Source organism: Vibrio sp. PNB23_22_6, from assembly GCF_052877535.1.
The window spans coordinates 42,089-56,549 of record NZ_JBNFXP010000009.1 but is presented as its reverse complement, the minus strand read 5'-3'; the positions used below and the strand labels follow the sequence as shown (position 1 = coordinate 56,549).

Sequence of the window (14,461 nt, the reverse complement as noted above, 5' to 3'; positions counted from 1 at the left end):
AGTTTGAAATAAGGATGATCAGCTATAGTTAGAACGTGTCGATCTTTTGAGTGGTGTGATGCATGAAGACAGAAACGACAGTAGTAATTCGAGCGAGTTTTCTCCACTTTATTGAAAACCCTTGTGACGTCGATGATGAATCTGCAAGTTATGAGTATCTAGCTGATGGTCTATTAGTTGTAGAACATGGTCATATTAAGCAGCTCAAGGCGTTTGACGAATCTGACTATAAACAGTACGAACACATTGAGGACTTACAAGGCAAGCTCATTATGCCTGGTTTTATCGATACCCATGTCCATTATCCTCAGACACAAATGATTGCTGCTTATGGCGAGCAGTTACTGGAATGGCTCGAGACTTACACTTTTCCAACAGAGAAGCAGTTTGAAAACAAAGCGCATGCCAAAGCAATGGCAGAGTTTTTTATCAAAGAACTACTCAAAAACGGAACCACAACCGCCCTTGTGTTTTGTACTGTGCATCCGCAGTCGGTTGATGCTTTGTTTGAAGAGGCGATGCGTTTTAACCTGAGGCTTATTGCAGGCAAAGTCATGATGGACAGAAACGCACCTGATTATTTGCTCGATACCGCGGAATCCAGTTATTCGCAAGTCAAAACATTGATTGAAAAGTGGCACAACCATCATCGATTACAGTATGCGATCTCCCCGCGTTTTGCCCCAACGTCGACACCTGAGCAACTCGCTGTCGCGGGACGATTGAAAAAGGAGTACCCCGATGTTTATGTTCATACACATCTATCTGAAAATAAAAATGAAGTGGAATGGGTAAAGTCACTTTTTCCTGAGTACGTCGACTATTTCGATGTGTACAAATATTATGGTTTGGCCGGGAATAAATCCGTTTTTGCTCATGCGATACACCTGTCAGAGCCTGAATGGCATGTGATCAAACAAACGAACTCTGTCGTCGCGTTCTGCCCAACGTCGAATTTATTCCTTGGCAGTGGCCTGTTTGATTTGGAAAAGGCCGAAAAATTGGCGATTCGCTTTGGTCTGGGTACAGATGTTGGTGCGGGCACGAGTTTTTCGCTGCTCCAAACACTAGGTGAAGCCTATAAGGTGGCTCAATTACAGGGTGAAAAGCTCTCCGCGTACATGGGTTTTTACCTCGCGACGCTCGGAGGCGCTAAAGCATTAAGCCTTGATGACAAACTTGGAAATTTTGAGACAGGAAAAGAGGCGGACTTTGTCGTACTCAACTGGTCTGCTACCGATTTACAGAAATTGCACGCTCGTTACTCACAAGGCTTGTCCGATCGATTATTCGCGCTAATGATGCTTGGTGATGAGCGCAATATCCACTCCACTTTCGTCGCCGGGGAATTGGCGTATGTAAATGGTGAATGATTCATTTCTTGTGCCTACAATAATAATTCCATGGCCAGCTCGTACTGTACGTTGACAAACATGTGAGGTTCGAAATGAAAAAGATCGTCTTAACAATGATAACGGCTATTGCACTCTTTGGTTGTGAAGATGTGACAAAGAAGATGGAACAAACACAAGAAGCCGCCAATAAGAGCATTGATGCTGCTCAACAACAAATGGTGGACATACAGGAGCAGGTTGAAGATGTCGATTTTAACCTCGGCTTATATGGGGATGCGGCAATTTCAGCCGAAGGGTTAGCGGCATCGGTGGAAGAAGCTCTGGATGTCGACTTTAGTGATGCCCAAGCAGTTAAGGAAGTAAAAGAGCATATTGCCGTCGCATATCACTGCTTCGTTAAAGATACTTCCGCTTCTACGGCCGAAGACTTGATTAAAAAAATTGTTGCGACTATCAACAGTGAGCAGTCTAAAACGTTAATTGAAGAAGGGGTTGAAAGCGCCAAATTAGTAAAAGAGTGTGAAATGTAAGCGCCAAGAAAAGAGGAGTGGCCTTCAGCGTTTGCTAAGCGGAATTACTTACTTCCACTAACTAGAAGTGATGGTTTAGTATTGCATGGTATCCCCATGATTGTTAAGGCTCAAAATGAAAAAGATTATCTCAACAATGATAATGGCGATGGCGCTGTTTGGTTGTGAAGACGCGACAAAGGCGATCGATCAGGCACAAGAGGCGGCTAACAAAGCGGTAGACTCGGTTCAAGAACAAATTGATATCATTCAAGATCATGTCGATTCAGTTGACTTTAACCTTGAGCAATTTGGTGAAGCGACGGAATCTGTCCAAGCGTTAGCGGCGTCGGTGGAGGAAGCATTGGATGCGGACTTCAGTGATCCAGAAGCGCTTGTTGAGGCAAAAGACGATATTGCCAATGCCTATCGTTGTTTGGTAGAGGCATCTTCCGAGTCAACCGTAGAAAAAATGATGGATAACATTCTGGCGTCTATCAGTAATGATGAAGCTAAATCTCTGATTGAAAAGGGGATTGATAAAGCTAAGGCCGCGAGTGAGTGTGTGATGTAAGCATCACCAGATCAGCAAAAGGAGGATACGATGATCCTCCTTTTTTCATTTATGTCGTTCTGAATGACCATTGATTGTCACCTATCTTCGAGTGATGAACTAAAATTTCATAGTGTTTATAAAAATGGATAAAGGTTCAAAATGAAAAAGACATTTTTTGCAGTGATGATGGCCATGGCGTTGATTGGTTGTGACGACGCTAATAAAGCCGTGGATAATGTACAAGAGGCGGCAACTGAAACCATGGATAAAGTCCAGGAGACCGCCAATGAGGCTACGGAAGTGGTTCAAGAGCAAATGGAAAAGACCCAAGAACAAGTTGATTCAGTCGGGTTTGACTTCGAGCAATTTGCATCCACATCGGAAACGGCTAAGACACTGTCTAATACGGTAAAAGACGCGATGAATGTGGACTTCAGTGACCCACAAGCTATCGAAGAAATGAAAGATCGCATTGCCAACGCCTATCAATGCTATGTTGAATCAACCTCCGAATCGGAAGCCGCAGATGCGATAAATAGCATGATGGCATCAGTGAACAGTGATGAGGTGAAGTCATTGATAGAAAAAGGCATTGAGAAAGCCAAAGCGGTAAAAGAGTGCGTGATGTAAACGGCACGCTAATCGGAAAGAGGGGATGAGGTTATCCCCTTTTTTGTGTTCAATAGCATGCTGTTGTATTGATTGGTCTATGCGCTTGGAGGCCACCCCCTCGCTGCATGGCACTTTAAACTAAGAAGAAAAAATAGAGAAAACAAACGAAGGCCAGCAATGTGGCGGACAGCACTGGATAGAGAATGTAAGAGTCTTGATGGCTAGTGCGCTGGTAGCATAGCGAAACTAGCAAAATGTTATACACCACAAGCAACAGGCTTATCATGGTGCCACTATTGAGATTGAGGCTCGAAAGTTGGGTGAGAAAAAATGCTAACAAAAGGTAGTCGAAAATGATCAGCCAAAGAAAGGCTTTTTTTAAAGCATCATTTTTGTTTTTAATAGGCGCAGGTACGGGCATATTGAACTCAACTAAACAGTCACAGCAACATCGGTTAATTGGTAGAAAAGGTCACGCAGTATCAAAGCCCTGGTGACCTTCTAGGGGGTTAGAGGTTTTGAATTTCCGTTTTTGGTGAGTCCGAATCCACCGAATAACGAATGATTTCCTGGCGAAAAACAGGCTGATTAAACTCTGCTTTTTGTTTTGCTTTTTGTAATTCGCTGTCTTGCTGATTACCAAATAACGTTGCCAACACCTGTGAGGCGGGGGTCGTTAAAACAAATAATTCAATACGACGGTTTTCGCTAGAATCCGGCTCTTCTGGATTAAGCAGGGCACGATCCGACATCCCAGTCACTTGCAAGACACGATCATCTGGCATGCCACCTTCCACCAAGGTGTTTCTTGCCACATCGGCACGAGAAGCGGATAACGCCCAGTTTGATTGTCGACCAAAACGCTTTTTGAACGGTGTCGAGTCAGTATGGCCACTGATGATCAATGGATTGCTGATGCGTTCGAACACGGGGGCAAGCGCCAGTAACAAATCCTCAAAGAAAGGGGTTAATTCTGCGCCTCCACGGCTGAACATGTGTTGCTTGTAATCATCTTGCAGCACAATGCGCAGACCTTGCGGGGTAATGGTGACATTAACGTTACCCTGCGCGCTGATTTGTCCCACGACTTCATCAATTACCTTAGCGAGCAGAGCGAGTTGCTCTTGGGTATCGAAATTGCCTGGGATAAGCGAGTCAATCTCTGGGCCATCGCCGTCACCTTGGAAGAAAGAGCTGACGACGTGGTTAGAGTTGTGCTTACTTGGCACAGAAGAGTCCTGTGCCAGGTCGATAGGAGAGATACTTTGCGAGGTATCGAAAGGGTTACCGTAGCTCTTATCAAAAACACTCGAACTATGAAGGTGCGCCACAATGGCTTTACGCTCTTCCTTGTCGACCACTTGCATGACCCAAAGGACAAGAAACAGCGCCATTAACGCGATCATGAAGTCGGCAAATGCGACTTTCCACGCACCACCATGAAACTCATCATGGTTATTTGCTTTTGCGCGTTTGAACACCACATGCTCTTGTTTTTGCATTATCCCTCCTGCTCAGTTAGCCACTTCTCCATTTGGTTGAAAGTTGGTTTGATGTCTAACTGAATGTGTTTACGACCAGCGTCGATAGCAAGCAATGTTGGCTTTTTCGCTACGTAAGCAACCAGAGTGGCGCGTACACATTCGAAAGCCGTCATGTTTCGTCTAACGCGTTGAGCCATAGCGTTACTGAGTGGATCTAAACAACAGTAACAACCGAAAATACCAATGAATGTACCAACGAGGGCGGCGGCAACATGATAACCAACCAACGCAATTGAGCCGTCAATGGCTTGCATGGTGATAATGATGCCACCGACTGCCGCAAGAATACCGAACCCAGGAAGTGCCTCTGCCGTGCGCTGCATAGAGCGTGAAGGTAAAAGCATCTCGGTTTGAATCGCTTCGATTTCTTGTTCTAATAGTCCCTCTAATTCATGAGGCGACATTTGTCCCATTGCCATTAAACGTAAATTGTCGGTAATGAAAGAAATGAGACGATGATCGTTACTGATTTTCGGATAAGCGAGGAAAATTGAGCTCTGTTCTGGTGATTCAATGTGCGAATCCAGAAACTTAAAGCCACGGCTGCGAGCGGTTTCGAGCAGGTTGTTGAGTAGCGCCATTAGCTGCATGTAGTACTCATACTCTTGACGCGGGCCAGAGATGGTCGCACGTACTTGCTGGCGCATTTCTTTTAACACTTGTGGCGGGTTACCAATGATCAGTGAGCCTGCTGCCGCACCTATGATGATCAAAAACTCGGCTGGCTGCCAAATAGCGCTGAGTTTACCGCCTGCCCACATGTATCCGCCGAAGACACACATCAGGACGGTAATGGCTCCAAAAAACTTTTGCATCTTGTGACTCCTAAGAAGACATTAATTGGTTGAGTTGTTTTAGCGCTTGTTTGTGCAACTGACAGATGCGAGGTGGCGTCAGATCGAGCACGAGCGCGATTTCATGGAGGTTGAGCTCATGTTGATAGAACAAAGTGAGCAATAGTTGATCGCGTTTCGACATTTTTCCCAGCGCAGTGTCTAAGCTACGCCGGATGTGCTCATGTTCCATACCGTCATACTGACCACCAAAGTGGCTGTCGCTGCCGGTTTCCATTAATTGATCAAGGCTTTGCATTTCCCCTGCAAGAGCTGCATTTTGACGGTTGTAATAGTCTTGCTCATCAGTGCCGAGTGCTTTGATGATTTCAGCGTCGGTTGGCATTCTGCCTAGCGCTCGAGTGAGGTCTCGTGTCACGTCGTTAAGCTCATGTGCTTGCTGTCGGGTCTTGCGTGAGCGCCAATCCAAACGGCGAAGCTCGTCCAAAATAGCCCCTCGAACACGACAAACGGCAAAGGCGGGGAAGTGCGGATCATCCACATCCCCATAACGACGTCCGACTTCGACAAGTGCAATCAAGCCAATTTGCTGCATGTCTTCAATACTGCAATGTGAGGTCGCATGAACGCGCAGTTGGTTTACGACGCGCTTAACCATGACTTGATGACGCTGCAGCAGTGCATTTTCATCAATCGGGCGCGACGGCGTATTCACTTCCTCCGTCGCGGTATAACTTTCCTGTAAGTTCATCTCCAACATAGCTGTGCTCCGTTATTGCACAACGTACTTGGTCAGCAAAACATCATCGATATCACGTACGATGTCGGTTTTTGCGAACGAAAGCAGTAGGTTCTCTTTGATTTCGCTTTGCAGGATATCAATGGCACCTGCTTGCTGAAGCTCATCAAAAGTTTTGTCGCTGAACAGTTTTAGCAGTGAGTTTTGAACCATCGGCATGTAGGCATCAATGTCCTTAATGCGCTCTGGGCGGCGTGTTTCCACCGCAAGTTCCAGCATCACAAAGTGAGTTTGCTTTTTGCCTTTGATGGTCAGCACCACTTTATCTAATGGATGAAAGCTTGGGCCTTTTGTCGTTGGTTGCTCAGAAGTTAAGAATGCCAACGGTGAATCTTCCAATAAGGCGCTAACGCTAGAGTCTGATGATGAAGACTCTGAACTTTTGTTGAGGTACCAAATACCGCCGACCACAGTGGCAGCGGAAACGAGGGCACTGGTGATGATCATGGTGATAAACAGGGCGATCATTTGTTGTTTGGTCATAACCTTTTTCCTCGATGATGCATTAGGCTTGAGTGTTCAGCCAATGCTCTGAATCGTTTGTTGTATTAGATTTGAAGGCGTTGGTTTCACGCGCGGTAAAGACGTTTGCTTCTTCTTGAGTGCCGTCATGAGAGTGTCGCTCTTGACCTTGATCCGAGCCAACGTTGACGTCTACGTGAACGAAGTTCTGCTCTTGCAGTTCAGTTCGAAGGCGCTCAGACACTTGCATCAGTGCCTCACGGGTTGCGGCGGTATTGGCGTTGATTTGTACGCTCAAGCGGTCGCCTTCAACACGCACCAACAAATCCAATTTGCCAAGCTCTGGCGGGTCGAGACGAATCTTGGCTTCTTGCAGGTTTTGCTGAGCTTGTAAAGTCACGCGATCTTGCAGCACTTGCATCATCTGCTCGCCCCATTTACCGGAACTGGTATCCACGCGAACGGCCGCCCACTCCGCACCTTGAGCTTGAGTTGCTGCAAGCGGTGAGGTTGGATTTGAATGTTGCGCTGTTGTTGTCTGCGATTGCGTGTTGGCTGCGAATATTTGCCCGTGAGCAGATTGATTCAGCAACGGTTGCAAATCAGAAGCAGAAACTTTAAGCGAATTTGCCGCGCTCGCTTGAACACCACTTTGGTTTTCTTGCGTAGGGGAGGTAAGCATTGAATTGGCTTGGGCGCCCATGTTTGCACTGTGCGAGGTGCTATTTGCCGACACTTGTGCAAGCTGGTTGGTTTCGCCTTGCTTAATCGCCGCCTTACTTATCCCTTGCATGAGAACTTGCGCTTGCGTGGCCAGATTCACCTCTGATGAAGCATTACCTAGTAACGTTTCATCAGAGGTGTCTTCTGTGTGGAGCTCTGGTGAACTGACGTCAGGTTGCATCGCTTCCGCTGGTGAGGCTTGCGTATTTAAGCGAAATCCGGCAACGGTGATAGACGCGTTGGTTTGACCCTGTTGAGTGACCGTGGCTGAATTTGCTAGCGAAACGCCTTGCTCTGAACGCGAGTGAGAGATCTTCCCTACGGCGGTAGATTGAGAAGGTAAACTCGCAGGCATTGAGTTGGTGACCATCATTGCGTTAGCTCCATCGTCATTGCAAGTTGATACGCCATGGCTCGTTCCTGTTGGTCGTTAACCATATTCATCTCTTGCTGTAGTTCGCTGGTGGCTTTCTCGAGTGCAGCAAACGCAGTTGCATGCACCGTTTTTGCTCGCTGGATTTCCGGTGCGAGTTTCATATCGTTCAAGAAAGGCTTATGACTGATAAGCAGTTCGCGCAACTGTAAATCGTAGCGTTTTAGTGCTTGCCAATCGGCTGTTTTAGTAGCGATTTGGATCAGTTTTGATAAGTGGCGAAATCGCTCCGGCGACACTTTATGCTTGCTGTCCAAAGTTCATCCATCCTTCTCGAACGTTACCCATCACACGCTCTACGTTGTCCAAACGCTCTGCGTCATTTTGAGTGCTGCCGTAATACAACTCGACTTGGCAGAAATCGTAGAGTTGACGCAAGTTCTCGGCGATCTCTCCGCCATTCTCTTCATCCAATGCGCTGCTTAAGCCGATAAGGATGTTCATGCACTTGTTAATGCCAATTCCTTTTTCTTCGAGGCGATTCGCAGCAAGGTGACCGCGAATACGTTCAATTTCATCGAGTAACCCATCGATCAGCATGACGACGAGTTGGTGTGGATTAGCGGATGCTGCTTGAGCATCCAGATCGACCTGTTGGTATGAGTCGTAGCCGGAATCCATGAGCATAAGTATTTCTCCTAAAGCGTTAACCAAACAGCGACATGGTTTGGTTCATTTGCGTCATTAAGGTGTTCATTTGAGTAAATTGGGTGAGGTAGCGGTTGTACGACATCTCGTACTTGCGCTCTAAAGAGACTTGTTTGTCTTCAATGCGGTCCATATTGGCTTGCAGCGCATCTTTACGAGAATTGAACGTGCCAGACGAGAACTTCAAAAACGGTTCTGCCATATCATCGAGTGAGTCGAGCAGGGCACCATCACCGTTAAACATTGCTTCAAGCGCAGCGCTGTTACTCTTCTGTGCTTCGGCGAATTTGTCTTGGTCGACTTTCATTTTTCCATCGCGATCGATAGTGATGCCGACTTCGCTCAAACGCATGCCGCCATGTTCGCCACGAACAAGCGCATTTAATTGGCTTTCAATCGAACGTAGCGTTGGGTCACTGGCTAGAACGCCACGCGCTTGGTCTTCGCTACCAATTTGTGTGTACTCATCTAGCGTAGAAATAAGGGCGTTGTAGGTGTCGACAAACTTAGTGACTTGCTCATTCGTGCCTTCAAGGTCTGCACCGACTTCCATCGAGATAGGGGCTTCACCTGAGTTTTGTGCTTTGGTGACCGTGATGTCGACACCATCGATCACACCTTCAAAGGTATTGCTTGAGTTAGTCAGTTGCAGCCCTGTACCTTCCGCGCCAAGCCAGATAACAGCATCTTGAGGTTTACTGATTTCTGTTGTGTTGGTGAACGCATCTTCAAACCACGCTTGTCCTGTGCCAGTGGCACTGACATTGATGCTGTTCGCAACGCCTGTCTCGGTACTGGAGAGCATGAAGTGTGTTTGGCCATTTGAACGCACAAGCGTGGCATTCACGCCTGGGTTATCAGGGTTGTTGTTGATCGCGCTGACTAGGTCCGTCACGGTCGCTTTACCATCGCCGTCAGTATCCACCGTCGACATATCTAACGTCATGGTTTCACCATTGATGGTGAACTCTAACGTACCGGTAGTTGGGACCTCGGTAGTGGCCTCCAAGTCTGCAGGCATACCGGTAGAAATCTGATGTGAAGTAGCCACTTGCTCAACGAAAATCTGGTAGTTACCGACTAATGCGTTGGCATCGGCACTCGCGGTGAAAAAGCCGTCTTGAGAGGTCGTTGCGGTATTTTTGATGATGCTGTTTGTGCTGCTGTTCATCTCGTTAACCGCAGATCGGAAGTCACGCAGCGCACTTTCGACTTTACCTAGAGCAGCCAACTGTGTTTGGTAACGATCGGCTTGCAATTGGTAACGTTGCTGAAATGGCTGAACGTCTAACGTGGCGAACTGGGTTGCCATGGTAATTGGATCTAACGAACTCATGAGGTCGCTCCCTCTCTCATCTGTATTTGGCTTTTCTATGCCAGTAATAAATACTCAATCGCAAGATGTGTGCCTGATATCTATATCTATATAAAACAGTATCTTACGGACTATTCTGTGTGTTGGGAGGAAGCGACTTTTCCACCTTGCAGGTTCCGCTTTCCCCTTGATAGCTAATGGGGTTCCCAAATAAAAAAGGCGACCAAAAGTGGTGAAAGATTTAATCCAATGGAGGGAAGAAAAGCGAGGCATGAGCGATATGCATAATGCGCAAATTTAGGCGTTTACTGTTAAGGGATTCAGATTTTTCTGATCCTGTTTGAATGCAAAGGTTTGCTATCTTATGCCCCTGCAATTTTTGTGGTTGCTAGCGGCTGGCTATTCCCCCCTAATTCGACTAAAAAAGAACGACAATAATGAATGACTTTGTTTTACGACTGATGAAGTGTGCTCGTGCATATGAGGCTTTCATCGGTACCAAACTGCGCAGTAAACAGAACATTAATGCCGAAGAGCTGGTGAGCAGCCGTGTAGAGACGTTTTCTCGATTTCCAGAGCTCAAAGCGTATGAGCCACATCGAGGTGTGGAATCTGTCGAACTGGAACTGTTCAACAAGTTTCTTCTCGCTAACAACGAAAAAGCCTCCCGGATACGAGGAGGCTTTGATTTTTTGGACGAATTAAATTTTGCGCGTTATTAGCGAATAGTGAGTCTCTATTAACGCAGTAGCGACATTGCCATACCTGGTAGCTGGTTAGTTTGAGAAAGAACCGTTGTACCAGCTTGCATTAGCATTTGGTTCTTCGTCATGTTTGAAGATTCAACAGCAAAGTCAGCGTCAGTGATACGGCCTTTCGCTGCCGATGTGTTTTCAACCATGTTGCCTAGGTTCACTACAGTGTGGTCTAGGCGGTTGATTGTAGCACCCAATCCAGAGCGTGCTGCACCTACTTCATCAATAGCTGTAACTAGAGCGTCCATAGCTGCGCTTGCATCACCAGTGCTGCCAATGTCTAGGCCAGGAACGGTTGCGCTGAGAGCGGTATGTGCCGCAGCAACATCAGTATCTACTGTTGTAGCTAAGTCTAGAGTTTCTGCAGAAGAAGAACCGATTTGTAGAGTAAGACCACCCGCTTTAATACCAGTAGCAGTAATCAATGTATCACCAGCGTATTTGGTGTTATCCATGATGTTTTGTAGCTCAGTACCTAGTTCTGCAAATTCTTTTTGAAGAGCATCTTGGTCTTTTGCTGTGTTTGTGCCGTTTGCAGACTGAGTTGCTAGGTCGTTCATGCGGTACAGAATGTTAGTTGCTTCATCGAAAGCACCTTCCGCTGTTTGTAGCATAGACATACCGTCTTGTGCATTACGCATCGCAACGCTCATACCGCGAGTTTGAGCTTCTAAACGGTTAGAGATCTGTAGGCCAGCTGCATCGTCTGCTGCAGAGTTAATACGGTAACCCGTGCTCAAACGCTCCATTGCTGTGTTCAGTAGGTTACTAGTGTTGCTTAGCGTGTTTTGAGTAACCAGCGAAGCGTAGTTAGTGTGCATTGATAGAGCCATAATCTGTTCTCCTTGATTGTTCAATGTGGGACTATCGCCCCGCTCACTAACTAGAGGCGGTCGGTTGGTTTTAATGATTAATTGGAAATTTAAAAATTTTGCCAAAATCGCCAATTTTGATGGTTTTTGGTGATATCTATTCCAGAAAACTCGTATTTTAAGGCTGTTCAGACATAAAAAAGGGCGAGTTCTTATTTCTGAACTCGCCCTTTATCGTTACCCTATTTATTCATCGTCGAACGATTTAAACGACAATGAGGTGGGAATATCACTGAAATAGCCAAAGTAATAATTCGCACCGAGTAAGCGGTAGCGATTGAGTTCATTTTGGCTGGCGACTCTCCCTGCTACCCAAGGAAATTGATTGTGACGAAGAAAGCGCGCGATAGGCAGAAACGCGTGCTGATCTTGTTTGTTTTCCATTGTCACGGATAGCTTAATCATATCAGGTTTAAACTCTGCTATGCGTTCGAAGTGCACTTGTCTGGTCGCGATTTCAAACCATAACGCATACGCGTTGTCTTTTAACAGCTCAACCAAAGTGGTGACTTGCTCGTGCAGGCAAAGGGATTCATCGGCTTGTAAAGAGGGCACGACATGTTGAAATGCTGCCTTGTGGAATTGAATCATCTGATTCAAAAAATGGCGGCCTGCTTGCCATAATAAGGCGTCGATCCGAATAGGCACAACGACATTGCTGATAAGATCCGGATGAAAGGTATCGAGCTGGAACTGAGTTTGGCGCAGGGCTAAATACAAGCTGTATAAATCTAAGCAATATTGCATTTGCTCAGACAATTCAAACTGATAAACACTCTGCTCGCCACGTACACCAAAGCGCAGGGTGAGGTGTTGGTATGCCACCTCACCGGTTTTGGTTTTACGGATGGCTTGACAGGCGTGTTGAATGTCATTGTGTTTGAGCGCATCAAACACCAGTTGGTCGTCGTCCGTGACAATATGTTGCAGTGCGAGGCCGCATAAATAATCGTACATCGCTGTTGTTGATATGAGATTAGCCAAGGTTTCCTACCACGTTGATCTGTTTATTTTCTGGAATTTCATTGTAAGACAGTACCGCCAATCCTTGGGTAAAGGTACGTGCGTAACGCGCCAGCAGTGGTCGCAATTGGGGCATCACCAGTAAGATGGGTGGCAAGCCTTGTTGTTTAAGTTGCTGACGAATCAAAGGCAAGTTCTGTTGGAACTGACTAAGGATGTTTGGCTCTATTGGGAAGCTATCGAGCATGACAGCGCCTGCTGTTTGGGCTTGTTGTAGAGAAGCCATCAGCATGTTCTCAAGTTCATCCGATAAAGCGTAGACATTCAGTTCGTTTTTTTGTCCTGCGACTAAGTTCACCAGAGTGCGTTTCAGCGCGCAGCGTACATCCGCCGCAAGCAAAATTGGCTCTTTGGTATTTTCAGAAGACTCCAACATGGTATTAGCGATGGTACGAATGTCTTTCAGTGGAACTTGGTCAAGCAGAAGCTGACGGTAGACCTTAAGTTGCTGTGCTGGGGTCAGTGCAGCGGCTAAGGCTTCGGCCAATTTGGGTGCTTGCGCAGTCAAACGTTGAGTCATGGCTTCAACGTCGTCATGGGTGAACAACTCAGCCAAATTGGTTTTCATGATTTTGCTGATGTGTGTCGCGATCACCGTACCATCGTCAACCACCTGATAGCCCATGTTGAGCGCTTTGGCTTTGTCTTGATGTTCAATCCAAACGGCAGGCAACTGGTAGGCAGGATCGCTGCCAAGAATACCATCGACTTCGCCATAGGTTTCACCAACGGCAATCGCCATGAGACGTTCTGGCTCGATAAAGCCTTGTTCAATAACTTCACCGTTCAACGCAATGGTGTATTGGTTTGGTTTTAAACTTAGGTTGTCGCGAATACGCACTTCTGGCAGCAAGAAGCCCACTTGCTCAGAGAGGTTACGGCGCACGCCACGAATACGCTGTGCTAAAGGCGCACCTTGTTCTTTGTTGACCAAGTGAACCAAACGATAGCCCAACGCAAGAGACAGCGTGTGGACATGAGGAATATCGTCCCAAGTGAGTGCAGTTTCTTCTACCTGCATCGCATGAGAGAGCGCCTCCACTTGGTCGATTTGGGTATCTTGCACCGGTTTTTTGCTTTGTCGCCACCCTGCAAATGCCAACACGGCGGCAAAGGTGAAGAACGCAAGATGAGGCATACCCGGGACCATTCCAATGATTGCCATGATGGCCGCAACGGTATACAAGGTTGCTGATGTCGCGAGCAACTGCTTATGCATGGTTTCCGACATGCCGTCATCGCTGTCGTTAATGCGCGTCACGATAATGGCGGCCGCGGTTGCTAGCAATAGTGATGGAATTTGTGCAACTAAACCATCACCGATAGTCAACAGGGCATAAGTCTTGAAGGCTTCTGACGCTGGTAATCCGTGCTCGAACACACCAATGCTGATACCACCGATGATATTGATGAACAGGATAAGCAGACCCGCAACCGCATCACCACGAACAAATTTAGACGCACCATCCATTGAGCCATGGAAGTCGGCTTCGTTCGCGACTTCTTTACGGCGCTGACGGGCGGTTTCTTGGTCAATTAAGCCTGCGTTTAAATCGGCATCGATGGCCATTTGTTTGCCTGGTAGAGCATCCAAGGTAAAGCGTGCCGAGACTTCGGAAATACGCTCACCACCTTTGGTGATCACAACAAAGTTAATGATCATCAAGATGATGAACACCACCATACCGACCACGTAGTTACCGCCGATCACCACTTCACCGAAGGCTTGAATTACCTTACCAGCAGCATCGCTGCCGTTGTGACCTTCAAGCAATACGATACGCGTTGAAGCCACGTTTAGAGTGAGGCGAAGTAAGGTCGCGACCAGCAAAATGGTTGGGAAAATCGAAAAATCGAGAGGTCGCTTCGCTGTCGTGCTGACCAGTAATACCAAGATCGCTAACACGATATTGAAGGTGAACAGCGCGTCCAATAGCAATGGTGGTAAAGGCAAGATGACCATTGCCAATACCATCAACAAGACGATTGGAATACCAATGTAGCCTTTAGTGGAAGTTTGAAGGTGTTTTAACCGGTTAAACATACTCTGTGTCCTTGGGT

The 14,461-nt window shown here is 46.8% G+C and carries 17 protein-coding genes; 5 read left to right on the top strand and 12 right to left on the bottom strand.

Annotated elements, in window-relative coordinates; translation table 11 throughout:
* The first annotated feature begins 62 nt into the window (after positions 1–62).
* From guaD to ACVA54_RS09475, 4 genes are all read left to right on the top strand, one after another.
* Entirely contained in the window at positions 63–1,373 is a 1,311-nt protein-coding gene (gene guaD / locus ACVA54_RS09490; protein ID WP_099078256.1) for a guanine deaminase, read from the top strand.
* A 74-nt stretch (positions 1,374–1,447) separates the two neighbouring features.
* Positions 1,448–1,885 carry a hypothetical protein gene (locus tag ACVA54_RS09485; protein WP_099078255.1) on the top strand — a complete coding sequence of 146 codons (438 nt, stop codon included), beginning with the start codon at positions 1,448–1,450 and terminating at the stop codon, positions 1,883–1,885.
* A gap of 115 nt (positions 1,886–2,000) precedes the next feature.
* A complete protein-coding gene (locus tag ACVA54_RS09480) occupies positions 2,001–2,438 on the top strand; it encodes a hypothetical protein (protein WP_446644349.1) in 438 nt (145 codons plus the stop codon).
* 141 nt (positions 2,439–2,579) lie between these two features.
* Complete coding sequence (locus ACVA54_RS09475; RefSeq protein ID WP_099078253.1) at positions 2,580–3,050, top strand: hypothetical protein; 471 nt, start codon at positions 2,580–2,582, stop codon at positions 3,048–3,050.
* Positions 3,051–3,165: 115 nt separating this feature from the next.
* Here the strand turns inward: ACVA54_RS09475 and ACVA54_RS09470 are convergent, their stop codons facing one another.
* The 9 genes from ACVA54_RS09470 to fliD form a co-directional block, all read right to left on the bottom strand.
* Positions 3,166–3,453 (bottom strand): hypothetical protein, encoded by a 288-nt coding sequence (locus ACVA54_RS09470; protein ID WP_099078252.1) that lies wholly within the window; start codon positions 3,451–3,453, stop codon positions 3,166–3,168.
* Positions 3,454–3,541: 88 nt separating this feature from the next.
* Positions 3,542–4,534, bottom strand: a complete 993-nt coding sequence (locus ACVA54_RS09465) for a flagellar motor protein MotB (RefSeq protein ID WP_446649552.1) — start codon at positions 4,532–4,534, stop codon at positions 3,542–3,544.
* Positions 4,534–5,391 carry a flagellar motor stator protein MotA gene (gene motA / locus ACVA54_RS09460; protein WP_446649551.1) on the bottom strand — a complete coding sequence of 286 codons (858 nt, stop codon included), beginning with the start codon at positions 5,389–5,391 and terminating at the stop codon, positions 4,534–4,536. Before motA ends, ACVA54_RS09465 begins: the two co-directional genes overlap by 1 nt.
* Before the next feature lie 10 nt (positions 5,392–5,401).
* A complete protein-coding gene (locus tag ACVA54_RS09455) occupies positions 5,402–6,130 on the bottom strand; it encodes a FliA/WhiG family RNA polymerase sigma factor (RefSeq protein WP_446649550.1) in 729 nt (242 codons plus the stop codon).
* 12 nt (positions 6,131–6,142) lie between these two features.
* On the bottom strand, positions 6,143–6,652 hold the full coding sequence (locus ACVA54_RS09450; RefSeq protein WP_099078248.1) for a flagellar basal body-associated FliL family protein: 510 nt from the start codon (positions 6,650–6,652) through the stop codon (positions 6,143–6,145).
* A gap of 22 nt (positions 6,653–6,674) precedes the next feature.
* Entirely contained in the window at positions 6,675–7,727 is a 1,053-nt protein-coding gene (locus ACVA54_RS09445) for a flagellar hook-length control protein FliK (protein ID WP_446649549.1), read from the bottom strand.
* Positions 7,724–8,044 carry a LafD gene (locus ACVA54_RS09440; RefSeq protein ID WP_172438050.1) on the bottom strand — a complete coding sequence of 107 codons (321 nt, stop codon included), beginning with the start codon at positions 8,042–8,044 and terminating at the stop codon, positions 7,724–7,726. Before ACVA54_RS09440 ends, ACVA54_RS09445 begins: the two co-directional genes overlap by 4 nt.
* Entirely contained in the window at positions 8,028–8,414 is a 387-nt protein-coding gene (gene fliS / locus ACVA54_RS09435) for a flagellar export chaperone FliS (protein WP_099078246.1), read from the bottom strand. Before fliS ends, ACVA54_RS09440 begins: the two co-directional genes overlap by 17 nt.
* Positions 8,415–8,433: 19 nt before the next feature.
* Positions 8,434–9,771, bottom strand: a complete 1,338-nt coding sequence (gene fliD / locus ACVA54_RS09430; RefSeq protein ID WP_119464315.1) for a flagellar filament capping protein FliD — start codon at positions 9,769–9,771, stop codon at positions 8,434–8,436.
* A gap of 416 nt (positions 9,772–10,187) precedes the next feature.
* Here fliD and ACVA54_RS09425 point away from each other — a divergent pair, with 416 nt between their 5' ends.
* On the top strand, positions 10,188–10,472 hold the full coding sequence (locus tag ACVA54_RS09425) for a hypothetical protein (RefSeq protein ID WP_446649548.1): 285 nt from the start codon (positions 10,188–10,190) through the stop codon (positions 10,470–10,472).
* 17 nt (positions 10,473–10,489) lie between these two features.
* Here the strand turns inward: ACVA54_RS09425 and lafA are convergent, their stop codons facing one another.
* The 3 genes from lafA to flhA all read right to left on the bottom strand — a co-directional run bounded on the left by lafA (position 10,490) and on the right by flhA (position 14,444).
* Positions 10,490–11,338 carry a lateral flagellin LafA gene (gene lafA, locus ACVA54_RS09420; protein WP_446644352.1) on the bottom strand — a complete coding sequence of 283 codons (849 nt, stop codon included), beginning with the start codon at positions 11,336–11,338 and terminating at the stop codon, positions 10,490–10,492.
* 225 nt (positions 11,339–11,563) lie between these two features.
* The gene (locus ACVA54_RS09415; protein WP_172438061.1) at positions 11,564–12,334 is read right to left on the bottom strand and encodes an EAL domain-containing protein; all 771 of its coding nucleotides are present in this window, start codon (positions 12,332–12,334) and stop codon (positions 11,564–11,566) included.
* Positions 12,335–12,353: 19 nt separating this feature from the next.
* On the bottom strand, positions 12,354–14,444 hold the full coding sequence (gene flhA / locus ACVA54_RS09410) for a flagellar biosynthesis protein FlhA (RefSeq protein WP_446642278.1): 2,091 nt from the start codon (positions 14,442–14,444) through the stop codon (positions 12,354–12,356).
* Positions 14,445–14,461 lie beyond the last annotated feature (17 nt).